The following is a 16,396-nucleotide window of genomic DNA, read 5'->3' as shown; positions in this document are numbered from 1 at the left end:
CGGCGGGCCCGATCGAGGCGATCAGAGGTCTGGGCGCGCCTCAGACCAAGTGCGCCCCGCCGTTGGCCGGTATGGCCGTGCCGGTCAGGAGCGAGGCCTGGTCCGAGCAGAGCCACACCACGATGTTGGCGATCTCCTCCGGTTGCCCGATCCGCCCCAGCGGGAACGCCTTCCCCATGTCCGCCAGCGGGGTGCTGCGGCCCGTGATCCCTGCCCGGAGCATCGGCGTCTCGACGGCACCGGGTAGAACGGCATTGACCCGCACGCCCTGTGGGCCGTACGCCACGGCGGCGTTCCTGGTCAGCGCGACGAGCCCGGCCTTGGACGCCTGGTAGTCCGGCTGCGGCGTCCGTGGCTTGAGGATCGACGCCGAGGAGGTGTTGACGATCGCGCCGCCATTACCTTTCATCGCGAGGAGTTCGTGCTTCATGCACAGGAAGACGCCCTTGAGGTTGAGGTCCAGCGTGGCGTCCCACTCGTCTTCCGCCAGCTCGGTGATGGGGGCGTAGGGCCCGGGACGGCCGGCGTTGTTGAACGCCGCGTCGAGGCGGCCGAACCGGTCCACGGTGGTCTGCACCATGGCCGCGATGTCGCTGCTGCGCGCGAGGTCCGCCGTGACGGCGAGGGCGACGCCCCCGGCCCGTTCGATCTCGGTGGCAACGTCACGGGCGCCGTCGGCGTCGATGTCGCAGACGGCGACGTGGGCTCCCTCGGCGGCAAAGCGCAGCGCCGTGGCCCGGCCGATGCCGGAGGCGCCGCCCGTCACGAGCGCCACCTTGCCCGCGAACAAAGTTCCCATCTCGGCTCCCCAATCAATCCCGCGGCGGCGCACAGGCCGCGTGTTACGTTAGCGATCGCTAACGTCTCATCCTAGAGTGCGCGCCTGGCGCCGGTGCGTTGCCGGGACCGGGCGCCGGGAGGTGTCCTCATGTCCCCTTTGCTCGTCGAGCAACGCGAGCACGTCCAGACGTGGACCCTCAACCTTCCCGAGCAGCGCAACCCGATTTCTGATCCCGCGGTCATCGGCGCACTCGAGACGGCAGCCCGCGAGGCCAGCCGTGATCCTGACGTCCGGGCGGTGGTGCTCACTGGCGCGGGCCCGGCCTTCTCCGCGGGTGGCAACGTCAAGGAGATGGCGTCCCGCTCGGGGATGTTCGCCGGCAGCGCCCCGGCTCTGCGGGAGTCGTACCGCGACAACATCCAACGGATCCCGCGGGCGATGCACGCGCTGGAGGTTCCGGTGGTCGCCGCCGTGAACGGCCCGGCCGTGGGGGCGGGCTGCGACCTCGCGCTCATGTGCGACCTCCGCATCGCGACCCCGAAGGCCTTCTTCGCCGAGAGCTTCGTCCGGCTCGGGCTCGTCCCGGGCGACGGCGGGGCCTGGTTCCTGCCGCGGATCGTCGGCGCCGCACGCGCGGCGGAGATGGCCCTGCTGGGCGAGCCGGTCGGGGCCGAGCAGGCGGTGGAGTGGGGGCTGATCTCCCGGGTGGTCGAGCCCGACGATCTCCTGCCGACGGCGCTCGATCTGGCCGCCCGCCTGGCCGCCAACCCGCCCCACGCCGTCCGCATGACCAAGAAGCTGCTGCGCGAGGCCCCGCACCACTCGCTCGACTCCTTCCTCGAGCTCACCGCCGCGTTCCAGGCGGTCGCGCATCAGGCCGCGGATCACGAGGAGGCGGTCGCCGCCCTGCTGGAAAAGCGAACCGGCCGCTACACCGGGCAGTAACCCGGTGGAGCGGCCGGCGCGGGCAGCCGCAGCGGGTCAGCCCCGCTCGCCGAGCAACCGCCAGGTGGCCGGCAGCAGCGTGGCTGCGGCCACGGCCTTGATGGCGTCCCCGACGAGGAACGGCGCCACCCCGAGGGCGAGTGCCTGGGTGAACGTCATCCCGGTGAACTCCATGAGCCACGGCACGCCCACGGCGTACACGACGGCAGCCGCCGCCAGCGTGCCGAGCGCCGTACGCCAGACGGAGCGGTCCGCGCCACGGCGGGCGAGCCAGCCGGCCAGCACCGCCACCGGCAGATAGCCGAGCGCGTAGCCGAAGGAGGCCAGCGCCCACCCGGACTCCCAGCCCGCCAGCACGGGCACCCCGGTAACGGCGGCGAGGAGGAACAGCGTGAGGGACGCCAGCGCGCGGACCGGGCCGAGCGCACTACCGACCAGGAGCACCGCGAACGTGCCCAAGGTCAGCGGGACCGGCGTGAACGGCAGCGGGATGGCGACCTGGCCCACGAGCGCCACGGTGGCGGCGCCACCGACGACGAGCGCGGCATCGCGCACCCGGGCGGTGGCGACGTCGCGCACCCGGGAGGCGGCGAGGAGATCGCCCAGGACGGGGCGGGACAGGCTGCTAGCAGTGACGCTCATAGTTTCTCCAAGAAATCGGACACAACGTGATGAAGGTTAGTCAGGCACCCGGCCAGGCCGGCACGCGCTTTTCGTTGAATGCGGCAATGCCCTCGTGGCGGTCGCCGGAGAACGCCGTGGCGCGCCAGGCCCCGTCCTCGATGTCCAGACCGGCGTCCAGATGGACCTCTGGTCCGGCGACCAGGGCGTGCTTGGCGTTGCGCAGGCCCACGGGGGAGTTCACGGCGATCTGTGCCGCGAGTTCGGCTGCGGCCGAACGGTCCTGGCCGGCGGACACCCGGCGGTTCACCAGGCCGAGCGCCTCGGCCTCGTCGATCCGGACCTGCCGCGCGGTGAAGATGAGGTCGGCGGCGGCCGAAGGGCCGATGCGGCGCGAAAGCAGTTGCGTGCCGCCGCCACCGGGGACCAGGCCGACGCGCACCTCGGGCAGCCCGAGCACGGCGGTCTCGTCGGCCACGATGAGGTCGCAGGACAGGGCGATCTCGAGCCCGCCGCCGAGCGCGAAGCCGTGCACCGCAGCAATGCTCGGCACCGGGAGCTGTCGCACCGCGCCGAAGGCCTGCCGGAAGACGAGCCGCTGCTGCAGGAGCTGGGCGTCGGAGAAGGAGTTACGCTCCTTCAGGTCGGCGCCCACGCAGAACGACTTCTCCCCGGTTGAGCTGATCACCACCGCCCGCACCCCGGGCTCGGACGCCACGCGCGCACAGGCCGCGACGAGGTCCTCGGCCATGGCGGTGCTGATGGCGTTGTGCGCCTCGGGACGGTCGAGCTGGATCTCCGCCCAGTGCCCGTCCTTGATTTCCACGTTGACGAACGACAACGGTCAAACCTCCGTCAGTTCTTTGGCGAGGGCCTGGACCACCCGGGAGGGGCTCGGCCGGCCGAGCTGCTCGGCCATCCACACGCTGGTGCTCACCAGCGCGGACAGATCCACGCCGGTCTCGATGCCAAGGCCGTGGAGCTGCCAGACGAGGTCCTCGGTGGAGAGGTTGCCCGTGGCACTCTTGGCGTACGGACAGCCACCGAGTCCGCCGGCCGCGGCGTCGACCGTGGAGACCCCGCTGCCGAGCGCGGCGAGCGTGTTCGCGAGCGCCTGGCCGTAGGTGTCGTGGAAGTGCACCGCGAGGTCGTCCGCCGCGATGCCCGCCTCAGTCAGTGAGGTGATGAGCGCAGTCACGTGGCCGGGCGTGGCGACGCCGATCGTGTCGCCCAGTGAGAGTTCGGTGGCGCCAAGGCTCATGATTCGGGCGGCCACGTCGACCACGCGCTCGACCGGGACGCTGCCCTCCCACGGGTCGCCGAAGCACATGGACAGGTACGCCCGCACCTGGAGTCCCTCCTCCCGGGCGCGCGCGACAACCGGGGCGAACATGTCCAGGGACTCGTCGACCGTGCGGTTGAGGTTCTTCCGGGCGAAGGTCTCGGTGACGCTGCCGAACACGGCGATCTCCTGCACGCCGGCCTCCAGGGCGCGGTCCAGGCCGCGCTCGTTGGGCACGAGGACCGGGAAACGCACCCCCGGTGCAGGGGCGAGCCGGGCCAGCACCTCCGCGGCGTCGGCGAGCTGCGGGACCCAGCGGGGGTGTACGAAGCTGGTGGTCTCCACGGTGCGTAGGCCTGCCGCGACGAGCCGTTCGATGAACTCGACCTTGACCTCGGCGGGCACGACGGCCGCCTCGTTCTGGAGGCCGTCGCGTGGGCCGACCTCGTAGATGCGCACCCGTGCCGGTAGCCCCGGCACGGGGTGGGGGGCGTAGGTGGGGATCCCCATCAGTCCGTGCTCCCTTCGGCGACGACGAACAGGGTTTGACCGAGCTTGACGTGCTCCCCGGCAGCCACGCCGATGCTGGCGACGACGCCGTCCAGCGGCGCCTTGATGGCGACCTCCATCTTCATCGCCTCGAGCACGCCCAGGACGTCGCCGGTGAGCACCGCCTGCCCCGGGGCCACGGTGAGGCTCTGCACCAGCCCGGGCATGGGGGCGGTGACGTTGCCGTCCCCGGCGACGTCGGTGGCGGCCCCGAACGCCTCGCGCACCCGGAATGTGTAGGCGTCGCCGTGGTGGACCACGGTCACCTCGCCCGCCGCGACTTCGGTGGTGAACTCGTCGACGAGACCGTCGATCTCCAGACGGAGGTGCCCGGCGGGGGCCGCCAGCGGATGGACCTGCCAGGACCGCTCGCCCATCCGGACTTCCCCGGCCTCGAGGTCGACGTGGCACCACTCCTGGGTGCCGTCACGGTCCAGGTCCAGCACGATCGGGGCGGGAGGGCCGGCGAGGCGCCACCCGTCCGCGCACCCGAACGGGTGGGAGCTGTCGCTGCGGCGTTGCTGCTCCGCCAGCACCCACCCTGCCGCGCACGCGGCCACATCAGGGTCTTCGCGCGGAAACGCGTCGGGTCGGGCGTCTAGCCAGGCGGTGTGAATATTCGAGTCACGGAAGGAATCAGAGTCGACGAGGCGACGCAGGAAGCCGAGGTTGGTGGTGACGCCGATGACGGCGGTGTCGTCGATCGCCGCCACGAGCGCCCGCCGGGCCGCCTCACGGGTGGTGCCGTGGACGATGATCTTGCCGAGCATCGGGTCGTACCAGGTGGTCACCTCCTGGCCGGGCTCCAGCGCGGCGTCGATGCGCGCGCGCTGGGTCCACCGCACGGTGGTGGCCACGCCGGCCTGCGGGAGGAAGCCTGCATCGGGATCCTCGGCGTAGACCCGGGCCTCGATGGCGTGGCCGCGTGCCTGGACGTCCTCCTGCGCGATGGGCAGCATCTCTCCACGGGCCACGAGCAACTGGAGCTCGACGAGGTCCAGCCCGGTGATCGCCTCGGTCACAGGGTGCTCCACCTGCAGGCGGGTGTTCATCTCGAGGAAGAACACCTCCTCACCGGCGACGAGGAACTCCACCGTCCCGGCGCCGACGTATCCCACCCGTCCTGCCAACCGCACGGCGGACTCGGTCACGATCTGGCGCACCGCGGCGGAGATCGTCGGGGCGGGGGCCTCCTCGACCACCTTCTGGTGACGGCGCTGGACCGAGCAGTCACGCTCGAGCAGGTGCAGCACGTTGCCGTGTGTGTCGGCGATGACCTGAACTTCGATGTGAAGTCCGTTCTCGACGTAACGCTCGACCAGGAGCGTGTCGTCGCTGAACGCCGAGCGGGCCTCACGCCTGGCGGCGGCGAGCGCGGCCGGGATGTCCTGGGCGTCGCGCACGATGCGCATGCCCTTGCCGCCGCCGCCCGCGGCGGCCTTGACGAGCAGCGGCAGCCCGATCTCTTCGACCGCGCGGCGCGCGAGCTCGACGTCATCGCTGCCTTCGGCGGCGGGGACGACGGGCACTCCGGCCGCCACGGCCACGCGTCGCGCCTCGTCCTTGCGGCCCATGAGGTCGACGACGGCGGGCGGGGGGCCGACCCAGGTCAGCCCCGCGTCGGTCACCGCGCGCGCGAAGGCGGCGTTCTCGGACAGGAAGCCGTAGCCGGGGTGGACGGCGTCCGCGCCCGACACCCGGGCGGCTTCCAGGAGCGCGGCAACGGACAGGTACGACTCGGCGGCCGGGGCCGGGCCCAACCGGACCGCCGTGTCCGCCTCGCGCACGTGCGGCGCGTCACGGTCGGCGTCGGAGTAGACGGCGACGGTGCGCAGTCCGGCGGCGCGCGCGGCCCGCAGGACCCGGACCGCGATCTCGCCCCGGTTGGCGACAAGCAGTGTGCCGAAGGTCATGGCGACGTCACATCCTGAAGATTCCGTAGGAGGGCTCGGGCAGCGGCGCGTTGGCGGCCGTGGCGAGCGCCATGCCGAGGACGCGGCGGGTGTCGACCGGGTCGATGATGCCGTCGTCCCACAAACGGGCGGTGGAGTAGTAGGGCGACCCCTGCCGCTCGTACTGCTCGAGGATCGGCGCCTTGAACTCCTCCTCCTCCTGCGCCGACCACGTCTTGCCGGCACGTTCGAGCCCGTCGCGGCGGACCGTGGCCAGGACCGCGGCCGCCTGCTCGCCTCCCATGACGGAGATTCGAGCATTCGGCCACATCCACATGAACCGTGGATCGTACGCGCGGCCGTTCATGCCGTAGTTTCCGGCCCCGAAGGACCCGCCGATGACGACGGTGAACTTGGGGACTACTGAGCAGGCGACGGCGGTGACCAGCTTCGCCCCGTCCTTGGCGATCCCGCCGGTCTCGTAGTCCTTGCCGACCATGAAGCCGGAGATGTTCTGCAGAAACACCAAGGGGATGCCGCGCTGGTTGCACAGCTGCACGAAGTGGGCGCCCTTGAGGGCGGACTCGCTGAAGAGGATGCCGTTGTTGGCGACGATGCCCACCGGATAGCCCCAGATGCGGGCGAAACCGCATACGAGCGTCTCGCCGTACAGGGGTTTGAACTCCTCCAGGCGGGAGGCGTCCACGACTCGGCGGATGACTTCACGCACGTCGTAGGGAGTACGGAGGTCCGCGGGGACGACGTCGTACAGGCCTGCGGGATCCTCCAGCGGCTCCTCCGGGGGAGCTTGATGCAGCGAGGGTGCCGCCGGCCGCTCGATCGTGGCAACGATCGAGCGCAGCATCGCCAACGCCTCCTCGTCATCGGCGGCCAGGTGGTCGACCACGCCTGACTTGCGGGCGTGGACGTCGCCACCGCCGAGCTCCTCGGCCGTGACCACCTCGCCCGTTGCCGCCTTCACCAGCGGCGGGCCGCCGAGGAAGATCGTGCCCTGCTCGCGCACGATGACCGTCTCGTCCGACATCGCCGGCACGTAGGCGCCGCCGGCCGTGCACGAGCCCATGACGGCAGCCAGCTGCGGGATTCCGGCGCCGGAGAGACGGGCCTGGTTGAAGAAGATGCGGCCGAAGTGCTCCCGGTCGGGGAAGACCTCGTCCTGCATCGGCAGGAAGGCGCCGCCGGAGTCCACGAGGTAGACGCACGGCAGGCGGTTCTCTGCCGCCACCTGCTGGGCGCGTAGATGCTTCTTCACGGTGATCGGGTAGTAGGTCCCGCCCTTGACGGTGGCGTCGTTCGCGACGATGGCGCACTCGCGCCCCGCGATCCGGCCCACCCCGGTGATGATCCCGGCGGAGGGCACCTCCCCGCCGTACATGCCGTCCGCAGCCAGGGGGGACAGCTCGAGGAAGGGGGAGCCCGGGTCGAGGAGCCGATCCACCCGGTCTCGGGCCAGCAGCTTGCCACGCGCGACGTGCCGCTCCCGCGCCTGCGGGCTGCCGCCCTCGCGGACGTGGACGAGGCGCTCGCGAAGTTCTGCGGCGAGCTCGGCCAGGCTGGTCGCCGGCTGCTGCTCGGCCAGGCTCCTCGCCGGCTGGTGCCCGTCGGCCATGACGGCTCCTTGGTGCTAGTTAGCGAACGATAACGGTTTGAGACGTTAGCACTTGCTAACGCGCGCGTCTACTATGCGGGTATGCCGTCGACCGCTGCGGGCCCCAAGACAGGCCCCATCGCCCCCCGCCGCCAGCAGATTCTGGACGCCGCTGCGGAGCTCTTTGCCCAGCACGGGTTCCGTGGAGTCTCGATCTACGACATCGGCGGGGCCGTGGGCATTTCCGGGCCGGCCCTGTACCGGCACTTCGCCAACAAGGAAGCCGTACTCGCCGAGATGCTGGTGGGCATCAGCGAGAGGCTGCTGCGGGTCGCGCAGGAGCGGGTCGCGGGCACCGAGCCGGGGGAGGGCACGCTGCGAAAGCTGGTCGACTGGCACGTCGAGTTCGCGCTCGACAACCCGGCGCTCATCACGATTCAGTTCCGCGACTTGGAGAACCTGGCAGAGTCCGAGCGCCGGAAGGTGCGCCGGCTGCAGCGTGGGTACGTGGAGATCTGGGCGGACGCCATCCGAGCCGCGGTCCCAGGCACCGATGAGCCAACCGCCCGTTCGGCGGCGCACGCCGCATTCGGATTAATCAACTCGACTCCGCACAGCGCCCGGCTCGGGCGTGAGGCCACCGGCGTCCTCTTGCGCAGCATGGCGCTGGGGGCACTCCTGGCACCGGGAGCGCTGAGCCGGAGCGGCTAGCCAGCCGCCCGTGCCCGCCGGCCGTGCGGTGCGCTCAGCGTCGGTGGACGATGAAGAGCGGGTCAAGCTGTTGTCCCGCGGGGTACTGGTCGTTGAACAGCCACTGACCCGCCGCCGTCAGGGTGACCGGCACGTTCTGCCACACATGAACGCCGGGCTGGGGCTCGGCGGGGGCACCCGCCTCCAGCGTGGCGAGATCGAGGCGTATGCCGCCGTCCGGCGATCGGTGGTCGACGACGGTCAGCACGGCGCCGTCGTCGCGGAACTCGACCCAGGGCTCGGCGAGCGTCACGGAGAGCATCCCGAAATGGCCGGTGAGGCGGACCTCGCCGCGGAACCTCAGGGCCCCGGTACCTGTGTGAGGGTCGTAGGTCGAGCCGTCCGCCTGCTCGAAGTGGAACAAGCTGCCCAGGGCGAGGGTGGCTCCCGCGGTGGCGGAATGCCCGCCGTCCATGAGTTGCGCAATGTAGCGGACGAAGGAGCGCTTGACCCCCCAGATCATCCCCGGCGGCAGCTGTTCGGGCTGCTCGTCGCCCTGCTGCTCGCTGTCCTGTGCGGTCATGGGAAGCCTCCGGCTTGGTTGGTTTGTGTGTGTGCACGGTCCTCATCGACGTGCGAGCAGCCGAGGCTCGCTCATGCCGCGAGCCCCGGCTGCTCGGGAAGTCAGGGACCAGCCGGCACGGCGGGTCCCACACGGTCAGCGGGGCAGGCCGAGCCCACGCGCGATGACCATGCGCTGGATCTCCGACGTGCCCTCGCCGATTTCCAGGATCTTCGCGTCGCGGTAGTACCGGGCCGCGGGGAACTCCTCCATGAAGCCGTTGCCGCCCAGGATCTGCGTGACAGTGCGGGTGGCCGTGACGGCGGCCTCGGTGGAGTACAGCTTCGCGATGGCGGCGGCCTGGCTGAGCTCCTTGGCCGAACGGCGGCCGGCATCGCGCTCGTCCTTGAGCCAGGCAGCCTTGTAGGTCAACGCGCGGGCGGCCTCGACCGCGACGGCAAGGTCGGCGACCTGGAACGCGACACCCTGGTTCGCGCCGATCGGACGGCCGAAGGCCACCCGGGTCTTGGCGTACTCGGTGGCCAGCTCGAGGCAGGCCTGCGCCAGCCCGAGCGCGAGCGCGGAGATTGCCACTCGGCCGTCGTCGAGGATCTGGAGGAACTGTCGGAACCCGGCGCCCTGCTCCCCGACGAGGTTCTCCGCCGGGACACGGCAGTCGTCGAACGTGAGGCCATGGGTGTCCGAGGCGTGCCATCCGAGCTTGTGGTACGCGGGGTCGACGGTGAATCCCGGCGTTCCGGCGGGCATGAGGATGGCGCTGATCTCCGGGCTGCCATCGGGCTGCTCACCCGTGCGGGCGGTCACCGTCACGACGGAGGTGATGGAGGTACCGGAGTTCGTGATGAAGCTCTTCGAGCCGTTGATCACCCACTCGCCGTTCTCGCGGCGCGCACGGGTACGCGTACCGCCGGCGTCGGATCCGGCCCCGGGCTCGGTGAGGCCGAACGCGGCGAGCTGGCGACCGGCGACCAGCGCCGGCAGCCACCGCTCCTTCTGCTCGGCGGTGCCGAAGGACAGGATGGGATTGATCCCCAGCCCGACGCCGGCGGACAGGGTGATGCCGATCGACTGGTCGACGCGGCCGAGCTCCTCGATGGCGACGCACAGCGAGAGGAAGTCGCCGTCGGCGCCCCCGAACTCTTCGGGCGCGGTCAGGCCGAACAGGCCCATCTCGCCCATCTTCGGGACGATCTCGACCGGGAACCGGTGCTCCTGGTCCCACTGAGCGCTGTGTGGCCTGATCTCTGACTCGGCGAAGTCGCGCACCGCCGCCCGGAACATCTCGTGCTCGGCTGACAACTCGAACATGTACTCCTACTTCCTGACGTCAATGGGATTCAGCGTGCTGCTTACCGCTCCAGGAGGAGGGCTTCGCCCTGTCCGCCGCCGCCGCAGAGGGCGACGGCGGCGCGCTGGGCGCCGTCGGACGCGATCTGGTGGGCGGCGTGGACGACGAGGCGGGCGCCGGAGGCGCCGATCGGGTGCCCGATCGCGATGCCGCCGCCGTGCGGGTTGACCTTGGCGGGGTCGACGCCGAGCTCGGCGGTGGACTGGGCGACAACGGCGCCGAAGGCCTCGTTGATCTCGATCAGGTCCAGGTCGTGGGCGTCCCAGCCTTGGCGCTTCAGGGCGGTCTGGATCGCGCGGGCGGGCTGGGCGTGCAGGGAGGTGTCCGGCCCGGCGACCTGTCCGGCCGCGCGTACGGTGGCCAGCACCGTCCAGCCCCGCTCCTGGGCCACCTGGCGGGTGGTCAGGACCACGGCGGCGGCGCCGTCGGAGATCGGTGAGGCGTTCCCCGCGGTGATCGACCCGTCGGGGGTGAACGCGGGCCGCAGCTTGGCCAGGGTCTGAACGGTGGTCTCGGGCCGGATGCCCTCGTCGGTGTCCACGACCGTCTCGCCCTTGCGGGTGGTCACCGTCAGCGGGACGACCTCGGCGGCCAGCAGGCCGTTCTCCCATGCCTTGGCGGCGCGCTGGTGCGACGCGGCGGCGACGGTGTCCTGCTGCTCCCGGGTGAGCGGGAACTTCTCGGTGGTGTACCGCTCCGTGGCGGTGCCCATGGCCTCGTGGTCGAAGGCGTCGGTGAGGCCGTCGTGCGCGGTGTGGTCCAGCAGCTCGATGCTGCCGTAGGCGTGGCCGGCGCGGGAGCCGGGCAGCAGGTGCGGGGCGTTGGTCATCGACTCCATGCCGCCGGCGACGACCACCTCGGCCTCGCCGGAGCGCAGCAGCCGGGCGGCGTCGATGACCGCGGTCAGCCCGGACAGGCAGACCTTGTTCACCGTGGTGGTGTGCGCGGACCACGGGATGCCGGCGCCGATGGCGGCCTGCCGGGCCGGGTTCTGCCCGGCCCCGGCCTGCAGCACCTGCCCAAGGACCACCGCCTCGACCGCCTCGGCCGGCACCCCGGACCGCTCGAGCGCGGCGCGGATGGCGGCGGCGCCGAGCTCGGTCGCGGCGAAGGACGCGAGCTGGCCGCGCAGCTTGCCGTGCGGGGTCCGCGCCGCCCCGACGATCACCACATCGGTCGGAGCCTGCTCGGAGGGGACGGCGGTGGTCTCGGTGATGCTCACGGGTGGGTCTCCTCGCTGGCGGGGTACGACGTGGTGGTGGTGGTGGAATTGGTGGCGCTCATGCCTGCACCCCCACGGTGACCAGGTCCTCGGCGACCCGCAACGCGGGCTCGGTGCGGGCCCGGACCTCCTCCACGGACACCCCGGGGGCGGTCTCGACGAGCACCAGCCCCTCCGGCGTGACATCGATGACGGCCAGGTCGGTGATGATCCGGTCCACCACCGCCCGCCCGGTCAGCGGCAGGGAGCACTCGTTGACGATCTTCGCGTCGCCGTTCTTGGCGTTGTGCTCCATCAGCACGATGACCTTCCCGGCGCCGTGGACGAGGTCCATCGCCCCGCCCGGGCCCTTGACCATCTTCCCCGGGATCATCCAGTTGGCCAGGTCCCCCGCGGCGGAGACCTGCATGCCGCCCAGGATCGCCACGTCGATCTTCCCGCCCCGGATCATCCCGAAGGACAGGGCAGAGTCGAAGAACGCCGCCCCCGGCAGGGTCGTCACCGTCTCCTTGCCGGCGTTGATCAGGTCCGGGTCCACGTCCGCGTCCACCGGGTAGGGGCCGACGCCGAGAATCCCATTCTCCGACTGCAGCACCACGGCCCGGCCGGCCGGGACGTAGTTCGGCACCAGGGTCGGCAACCCGATCCCCAGGTTCACGTAAGCCCCGTCGGCCAGCTCCAGGGCCGCCCGCGCGGCCATCTCCTGCCTGGACAACGCCATCAGTTGCTCCGCTCACGCACGGTGCGCTTCTCGATCCGCTTCTCGATGTCGGGCCCGACCTCGACCACCCGGTGGACGAAGATCCCCGGCAGGTGGATCGCGTCCGGGTCCAGCACTCCCGGCTCGACCAGCTCCTCGACCTGGGCGATGCACACCCGCCCCGCCATCGCCGCCAACGGGGAGAAGTTCCGGGCCGCCTTGTTGAACACCAAGTTCCCGTTCCGGTCCCCCCGCAGGGCGTGCACCAGGGCGAAGTCGGTCGTGATCGCCTCCTCCAGCACGAAGTCGCGGCTCCCGCCGGCGAAGTCGAACGTGCGCACCTCCTTGACCGGGGACGCCACCGCCACCTGGCCCGCGCCGTCGTACCTGCGGGGCAGACCGCCCTCGGCCACCTGGGTGCCCACCCCGGTCGGGGTGAAGAACGCCGCGATCCCCGACCCCCCGGCGCGCAGCTTCTCCGCCAGCGTGCCCTGCGGGGTCAGCTCCACCTCCAGCTCACCGGAGAGGAACTGCCGCTCGAACTCCTTGTTCTCCCCCACATACGAGGCGGTCATCTTCACCAACCGCCCCGCCCCCAACAACAGCCCCAGCCCCCAGTCGTCCACCCCGCAGTTGTTCGACACCACCGACAGGCCGCTCGCGCCCTGCGCCAGCAGCGCCTCGATCAGCGCGATCGGGTTGCCCGACAACCCGAAGCCACCCACCGCCAGCGACGCACCGTCGCCGATGTCCGCCACCGCCTCCGCGGCCGAACCCACCACCTTGTCCAGACCGCGCCCGGCGGCAGGGTCGTGCAGGCCCGCACGGGCCGTCGCAGTCGTCCGTTCGCTCATTGCTCGCTCCTATCAGTGGTGCAGTGCTCTTCGGCCGTCGATGTTCGCGTCGGGCACCTGTACGGCGCCGCCGGGGCCGCCCACGGTGAGCGGCACTTCCGCTGCTCCTGTTATCGATCGATAACACGGCTAGGTTAGCGGTCACTAACTCGTTTTGTCTACGGCCCGCCGGGCTGCGGGCGACGCGAAGGGGAGGTGTCCCGGTATGGCATCGTGCGGTCCGTGCTCGCGTCTCAGGGTGCAGGCACTCCTTGACCGTGTCGCCGAAACTTCGTAGATTGCAACGACTGACCGTTATCATAGCGACCGGCCGGGCGAGTTCGCACACCTGGCCACGCGTGCGGGACGTGAGACGCACGCAGGGTGAGCACGCCGCCAACCAGGCGGCCAGGTCCGTCGGCTGACGGCGGTCGGAGATCACAATCCCAACGAGGACGTTGCAGGAGGGCTGGCGATGAGGATCGTCGTACTGGTGAAACAGGTCCCCGACACCTGGGGCGAGCGCAAGCTCGATCCGGCGAGGGGGGTCGTTGACCGCAGCGCGAGCGACGCGGTCATCGACGAGGTCGGCGAGCGTGCACTCGAGGCAGCCCTCGCCTACAAGGACGACCACGATGCCCATGTCGTCGTGATCACGATGGGACCGGGGAGCGCCGTCGACGTCCTGCGCAAGGGACTGGCGATGGGCGCCGACTCAGCCGTGCACATCCTCGACGACGCGCTGGCCGGAGCGGACCTGGGCTGGACCGCGGAGGTGCTCGCCGCAGCGGTCAAGGAGGTCGGGTTCGACCTCGTCATCGCGGGGAACGAGGCGACCGACGGCCGCGGCGGGGTGGTGCCGGCCATGATCGCCGAGCACCTGGGCGTGCCTCACGCCACCCACCTCAACTCGGTCGAGATCACCGCGGAGGGCGTGCGCGGGCAGCGCGGGACCGAGAGCGGAGCGGCCGATGTTCACGCGTCGCTGCCCGCGGTCATCTCCGTGACCGAGCGTGCCCCGGAGCCACGCTTCCCGAACTTCCGGGGGATCATGAAGGCCAAGAAAAAGCCCCTGCAGGTGTTGTGTGTCCACGACGTGAGCGTCGACGCCATGGCGGCGGGAGCCGAGGCGGCGCGGTCCACCGTCGTGTCGGCGGTCGAACGCCCGGCGCGCACAGGTGGGACCAAGATTGTCGACGACGGTCACGCAGGGGCGGAACTGGCGAAGTTCCTCACCTCGGCCAACCTGATCTGACGGAGAGGACCTCTTATCGTGTCTCACGTTCTAACCCTCATTGAGCACGGCCCGGAGCAGGGCATCAGCGGCTCAGCGGCCTCGCTCATCACTGCCGCGGCCCGTCTCGGCATGCCCGTCGCCGTTGTCAGCGTGGCGCCGGGTGCCAGTACGGACGACCTCGCCACTGAGCTGGGGAGCCTCGGCGCTGCCCAGGTGTTCGTGGTCGAGAGCGATGACGCCGCCGTCGGCCTGGTGACGCCGCTCGTCACGGCGCTCGAGGTCGCCGTCGCTCAGTATCAGCCCGAGGTCGTCCTCGTGCCGCACTCGGTGGACGGGCGCGAGGCCGCGGCCAGGCTCGCGGTACGGATCCGGGCCGGCGTGGCGGTGGACGCCGTCGACGTCCGGTATGACGAGGGCCGCCTCATCGTTACCCACTCCGTCTTCGGTGGCGCCTACACCGTCCAGTCGACCGTCGAGAACGGGCTGGCCGTGATCACCGTCAGGCACGGCGCGATCGACGGACAGACGGCGCCGGCGACGCCCGAGGTGACGACCGTGCGCGCCGAGGCCGGCGTCGGCGCGGTCATCGACGCCGTTCACGGCGTTGCGGCATCTTCAGATCGGCCGGACCTCCGCGGCGCCGCACGGGTCGTCTCCGGCGGGCGCGGGCTTGGCTCCGAGGAGAACTTCGCCCTGGTGGAACAGCTTGCCGACGCTCTCGGGGCAGCAGTGGGGGCGTCGCGGGCCGCCGTCGACTCCGGCTTCATCGCCCAGGCCGCCCAGGTGGGACAGACAGGTACTACCGTCTCGCCGGACCTCTACGTCGCACTGGGCATCTCCGGCGCGATCCAGCACAGGGCGGGCATGCAGACGGCGAAGACCATCGTCGCCATCAACAAGGACCCGGACGCCCCGATCTTCGAGATCGCCGACTTCGGTGTGGTGGGGGACGTGTTCAAGGTCGTGCCGCAGCTGATCGAGTCCATCGAGAACAGCCGTCGGCCGGCACAGTCGAGCGCAGCCACCCTCGCGTGAACCAGCCGTGCGCTCCAGAATCCCCGTGACGAGGTAACCACAACCCATGTCCGCTCTCGCTGATGTCAAACAGAACCGGATCGCCAGGCTGGCCGTCGCGGTCGTCGGTGGTCTCGTGCTGCTCTTCGTGGCCGTCCTCGTCGCCCGGTGGCTTCGCGAGGTGCCGGCCGTGGCGTCGTTCATCCAGGACTACCCCGGTGAGACGGAGCTCCCGGAGAGCGCACCGGTCGGCTTCCCCGCCTGGCTCGGGTGGCAGCACTTCTTCAACGTCTTCCTGATGGTGCTCATCATCCGGTCGGGATGGCTGGTGCGCACGCAGGCCAAGCCGCCCGCGTACTGGACCAGGAACAACTCCGGCCCGATCAGGACGAAGCGGCCGCCGACGAAGATCAGCCTGAACCTGTGGCTCCACCTCAGCCTCGACGCGCTGTGGCTGCTCAACGGGCTCGTGTTCGCCGTCCTGCTCTTCGCGACGGGCCAGTGGGTGCGGATCGTGCCCACGAGCTGGGACGTGTTCCCGAACGCGGTCTCCGTCGCCATCCAGTACCTCTCCCTGGACTGGCCGACGGAGAACGGCTGGGTGAACTACAACTCCCTGCAGCTCCTCGCCTACTTCGTGACGGTCTTCGTCGCCGCCCCGTTGGCGGCGATCACCGGGCTGCGCATGTCCGGGGCCTGGTCGAAGGACTGGACGCGGGCCAGCCGCGTGTTCCCGCTCGAGCTCGCCCGCAAGCTGCACTTCCCGGTGATGATCTACTTCGTGCTCTTCATCGTCGCCCACGTGACGTTGGTGCTCGCCACCGGAGCCCTGCGCAACCTCAACCACATGTACGGCGCGCGCGACGACGCCAGTTGGGTCGGCTTCTGGTACTTCGCCGCCTCGCTTGTGGTCATCATCGTGGCCTGGGTCGCGGCACGGCCCGTGATCCTGAACTCGGTCGCCTCGCTCACGGGCAAGGTCTCCCGGCGCTGATCTGCGCTGGGCGGCGCACGCCGCCGCCTGCAGCTTCGGCGATTGTCGCTCCGAACTGCCCCGCGACGTAAACGCACATCTTCCGCAGCGAGGAGG

At 70.8% G+C, this 16,396-nt stretch carries 16 protein-coding genes; 5 read left to right on the top strand and 11 right to left on the bottom strand.

What is annotated here, in order from left to right; translation table 11 throughout:
- Positions 1-40 precede the first annotated feature (40 nt).
- Complete coding sequence (locus ACF0H8_RS18895) at positions 41-799, bottom strand: SDR family NAD(P)-dependent oxidoreductase (RefSeq protein ID WP_395290391.1); 759 nt, start codon at positions 797-799, stop codon at positions 41-43.
- Positions 800-928: 129 nt separating this feature from the next.
- On the opposite strand from ACF0H8_RS18895, the gene ACF0H8_RS18890 reads away from it, so the two are divergent.
- Positions 929-1,726 (top strand): crotonase/enoyl-CoA hydratase family protein, encoded by a 798-nt coding sequence (locus tag ACF0H8_RS18890; RefSeq protein ID WP_395290390.1) that lies wholly within the window; start codon positions 929-931, stop codon positions 1,724-1,726.
- A gap of 36 nt (positions 1,727-1,762) precedes the next feature.
- Here the strand turns inward: ACF0H8_RS18890 and ACF0H8_RS18885 are convergent, their stop codons facing one another.
- From ACF0H8_RS18885 to ACF0H8_RS18865, 5 genes are read right to left on the bottom strand one after another with little or no spacing between them, the layout of a single operon-like run.
- A complete protein-coding gene (locus ACF0H8_RS18885; protein WP_395290389.1) occupies positions 1,763-2,368 on the bottom strand; it encodes a biotin transporter BioY in 606 nt (201 codons plus the stop codon).
- A gap of 40 nt (positions 2,369-2,408) precedes the next feature.
- Positions 2,409-3,188 (bottom strand): enoyl-CoA hydratase/isomerase family protein, encoded by a 780-nt coding sequence (locus ACF0H8_RS18880; protein ID WP_395290388.1) that lies wholly within the window; start codon positions 3,186-3,188, stop codon positions 2,409-2,411.
- 3 nt (positions 3,189-3,191) lie between these two features.
- Positions 3,192-4,139, bottom strand: a complete 948-nt coding sequence (locus tag ACF0H8_RS18875; RefSeq protein ID WP_395290387.1) for a hydroxymethylglutaryl-CoA lyase — start codon at positions 4,137-4,139, stop codon at positions 3,192-3,194.
- Positions 4,139-6,091, bottom strand: coding sequence for an acetyl/propionyl/methylcrotonyl-CoA carboxylase subunit alpha (locus ACF0H8_RS18870; protein WP_395290386.1), 1,953 nt, complete (start codon positions 6,089-6,091; stop codon positions 4,139-4,141). Before ACF0H8_RS18870 ends, ACF0H8_RS18875 begins: the two co-directional genes overlap by 1 nt.
- 7 nt (positions 6,092-6,098) lie before the next feature.
- Positions 6,099-7,700, bottom strand: coding sequence for a carboxyl transferase domain-containing protein (locus ACF0H8_RS18865; protein ID WP_395290385.1), 1,602 nt, complete (start codon positions 7,698-7,700; stop codon positions 6,099-6,101).
- 81 nt (positions 7,701-7,781) lie between these two features.
- On the opposite strand from ACF0H8_RS18865, the gene ACF0H8_RS18860 reads away from it, so the two are divergent.
- Positions 7,782-8,390 (top strand): TetR/AcrR family transcriptional regulator, encoded by a 609-nt coding sequence (locus ACF0H8_RS18860; RefSeq protein ID WP_395290384.1) that lies wholly within the window; start codon positions 7,782-7,784, stop codon positions 8,388-8,390.
- 34 nt (positions 8,391-8,424) lie between these two features.
- On the opposite strand, the gene ACF0H8_RS18855 is transcribed toward ACF0H8_RS18860, so the two are convergent.
- The 5 genes from ACF0H8_RS18855 to ACF0H8_RS18835 form a co-directional block, all read right to left on the bottom strand.
- Positions 8,425-8,952, bottom strand: coding sequence for an HtaA domain-containing protein (locus ACF0H8_RS18855; protein WP_395290383.1), 528 nt, complete (start codon positions 8,950-8,952; stop codon positions 8,425-8,427).
- A 135-nt stretch (positions 8,953-9,087) separates the two neighbouring features.
- Positions 9,088-10,260 carry an acyl-CoA dehydrogenase family protein gene (locus ACF0H8_RS18850; protein ID WP_395290382.1) on the bottom strand — a complete coding sequence of 391 codons (1,173 nt, stop codon included), beginning with the start codon at positions 10,258-10,260 and terminating at the stop codon, positions 9,088-9,090.
- A gap of 41 nt (positions 10,261-10,301) precedes the next feature.
- Positions 10,302-11,522 (bottom strand): acetyl-CoA C-acetyltransferase, encoded by a 1,221-nt coding sequence (locus tag ACF0H8_RS18845; RefSeq protein WP_395290381.1) that lies wholly within the window; start codon positions 11,520-11,522, stop codon positions 10,302-10,304.
- Between the two features lie 58 nt (positions 11,523-11,580).
- Positions 11,581-12,243, bottom strand: a complete 663-nt coding sequence (locus tag ACF0H8_RS18840; RefSeq protein WP_395290380.1) for a CoA transferase subunit B — start codon at positions 12,241-12,243, stop codon at positions 11,581-11,583.
- Positions 12,243-13,076: a CoA transferase subunit A gene (locus ACF0H8_RS18835; RefSeq protein ID WP_395290379.1), complete on the bottom strand. Its 834-nt coding sequence runs from the start codon at positions 13,074-13,076 to the stop codon at positions 12,243-12,245. Before ACF0H8_RS18835 ends, ACF0H8_RS18840 begins: the two co-directional genes overlap by 1 nt.
- A gap of 454 nt (positions 13,077-13,530) precedes the next feature.
- Here ACF0H8_RS18835 and ACF0H8_RS18830 point away from each other — a divergent pair, with 454 nt between their 5' ends.
- Genes ACF0H8_RS18830 through ACF0H8_RS18820 form a run of 3 tightly spaced genes read left to right on the top strand, consistent with a single transcriptional unit; the run spans position 13,531 to position 16,300 of the window.
- Positions 13,531-14,310 carry an electron transfer flavoprotein subunit beta/FixA family protein gene (locus ACF0H8_RS18830; protein ID WP_395290378.1) on the top strand — a complete coding sequence of 260 codons (780 nt, stop codon included), beginning with the start codon at positions 13,531-13,533 and terminating at the stop codon, positions 14,308-14,310.
- An 18-nt stretch (positions 14,311-14,328) separates the two neighbouring features.
- Positions 14,329-15,327: an electron transfer flavoprotein subunit alpha/FixB family protein gene (locus ACF0H8_RS18825; RefSeq protein ID WP_395290377.1), complete on the top strand. Its 999-nt coding sequence runs from the start codon at positions 14,329-14,331 to the stop codon at positions 15,325-15,327.
- 46 nt (positions 15,328-15,373) lie between these two features.
- A complete protein-coding gene (locus tag ACF0H8_RS18820) occupies positions 15,374-16,300 on the top strand; it encodes a cytochrome b/b6 domain-containing protein (RefSeq protein ID WP_395290376.1) in 927 nt (308 codons plus the stop codon).
- Positions 16,301-16,396 lie beyond the last annotated feature (96 nt).

The organism is Georgenia sp. AZ-5, from assembly GCF_043952095.1.
GTDB lineage: Bacteria > Actinomycetota > Actinomycetes > Actinomycetales > Actinomycetaceae > Georgenia.
The sequence above is the reverse complement of the archived record's forward strand: the minus strand, read 5'-3'. Positions and strand labels throughout refer to the sequence as shown.

Excerpts from the sequence above, each read along its gene's own strand:
- ACF0H8_RS18895 (WP_395290391.1), bottom strand. The coding sequence starts at position 799 with ATGGGAACTTTGTTCGCGGGCAAGGTGGCGCTCGTGACGGGCGGCGCC.
- ACF0H8_RS18890 (WP_395290390.1), top strand. The coding sequence starts at position 929 with ATGTCCCCTTTGCTCGTCGAGCAACGCGAGCACGTCCAGACGTGGACC.
- ACF0H8_RS18885 (WP_395290389.1), bottom strand. The coding sequence starts at position 2,368 with ATGAGCGTCACTGCTAGCAGCCTGTCCCGCCCCGTCCTGGGCGATCTC.
- ACF0H8_RS18875 (WP_395290387.1), bottom strand. The coding sequence starts at position 4,139 with ATGGGGATCCCCACCTACGCCCCCCACCCCGTGCCGGGGCTACCGGCA.
- ACF0H8_RS18870 (WP_395290386.1), bottom strand. The coding sequence starts at position 6,091 with ATGACCTTCGGCACACTGCTTGTCGCCAACCGGGGCGAGATCGCGGTC.
- ACF0H8_RS18865 (WP_395290385.1), bottom strand. The coding sequence starts at position 7,700 with ATGGCCGACGGGCACCAGCCGGCGAGGAGCCTGGCCGAGCAGCAGCCG.
- ACF0H8_RS18860 (WP_395290384.1), top strand. The coding sequence starts at position 7,782 with ATGCCGTCGACCGCTGCGGGCCCCAAGACAGGCCCCATCGCCCCCCGC.
- ACF0H8_RS18855 (WP_395290383.1), bottom strand. The coding sequence starts at position 8,952 with ATGACCGCACAGGACAGCGAGCAGCAGGGCGACGAGCAGCCCGAACAG.
- ACF0H8_RS18850 (WP_395290382.1), bottom strand. The coding sequence starts at position 10,260 with ATGTTCGAGTTGTCAGCCGAGCACGAGATGTTCCGGGCGGCGGTGCGC.
- ACF0H8_RS18840 (WP_395290380.1), bottom strand. The coding sequence starts at position 12,243 with ATGGCGTTGTCCAGGCAGGAGATGGCCGCGCGGGCGGCCCTGGAGCTG.
- ACF0H8_RS18835 (WP_395290379.1), bottom strand. The coding sequence starts at position 13,076 with ATGAGCGAACGGACGACTGCGACGGCCCGTGCGGGCCTGCACGACCCT.
- ACF0H8_RS18830 (WP_395290378.1), top strand. The coding sequence starts at position 13,531 with ATGAGGATCGTCGTACTGGTGAAACAGGTCCCCGACACCTGGGGCGAG.
- ACF0H8_RS18820 (WP_395290376.1), top strand. The coding sequence starts at position 15,374 with ATGTCCGCTCTCGCTGATGTCAAACAGAACCGGATCGCCAGGCTGGCC.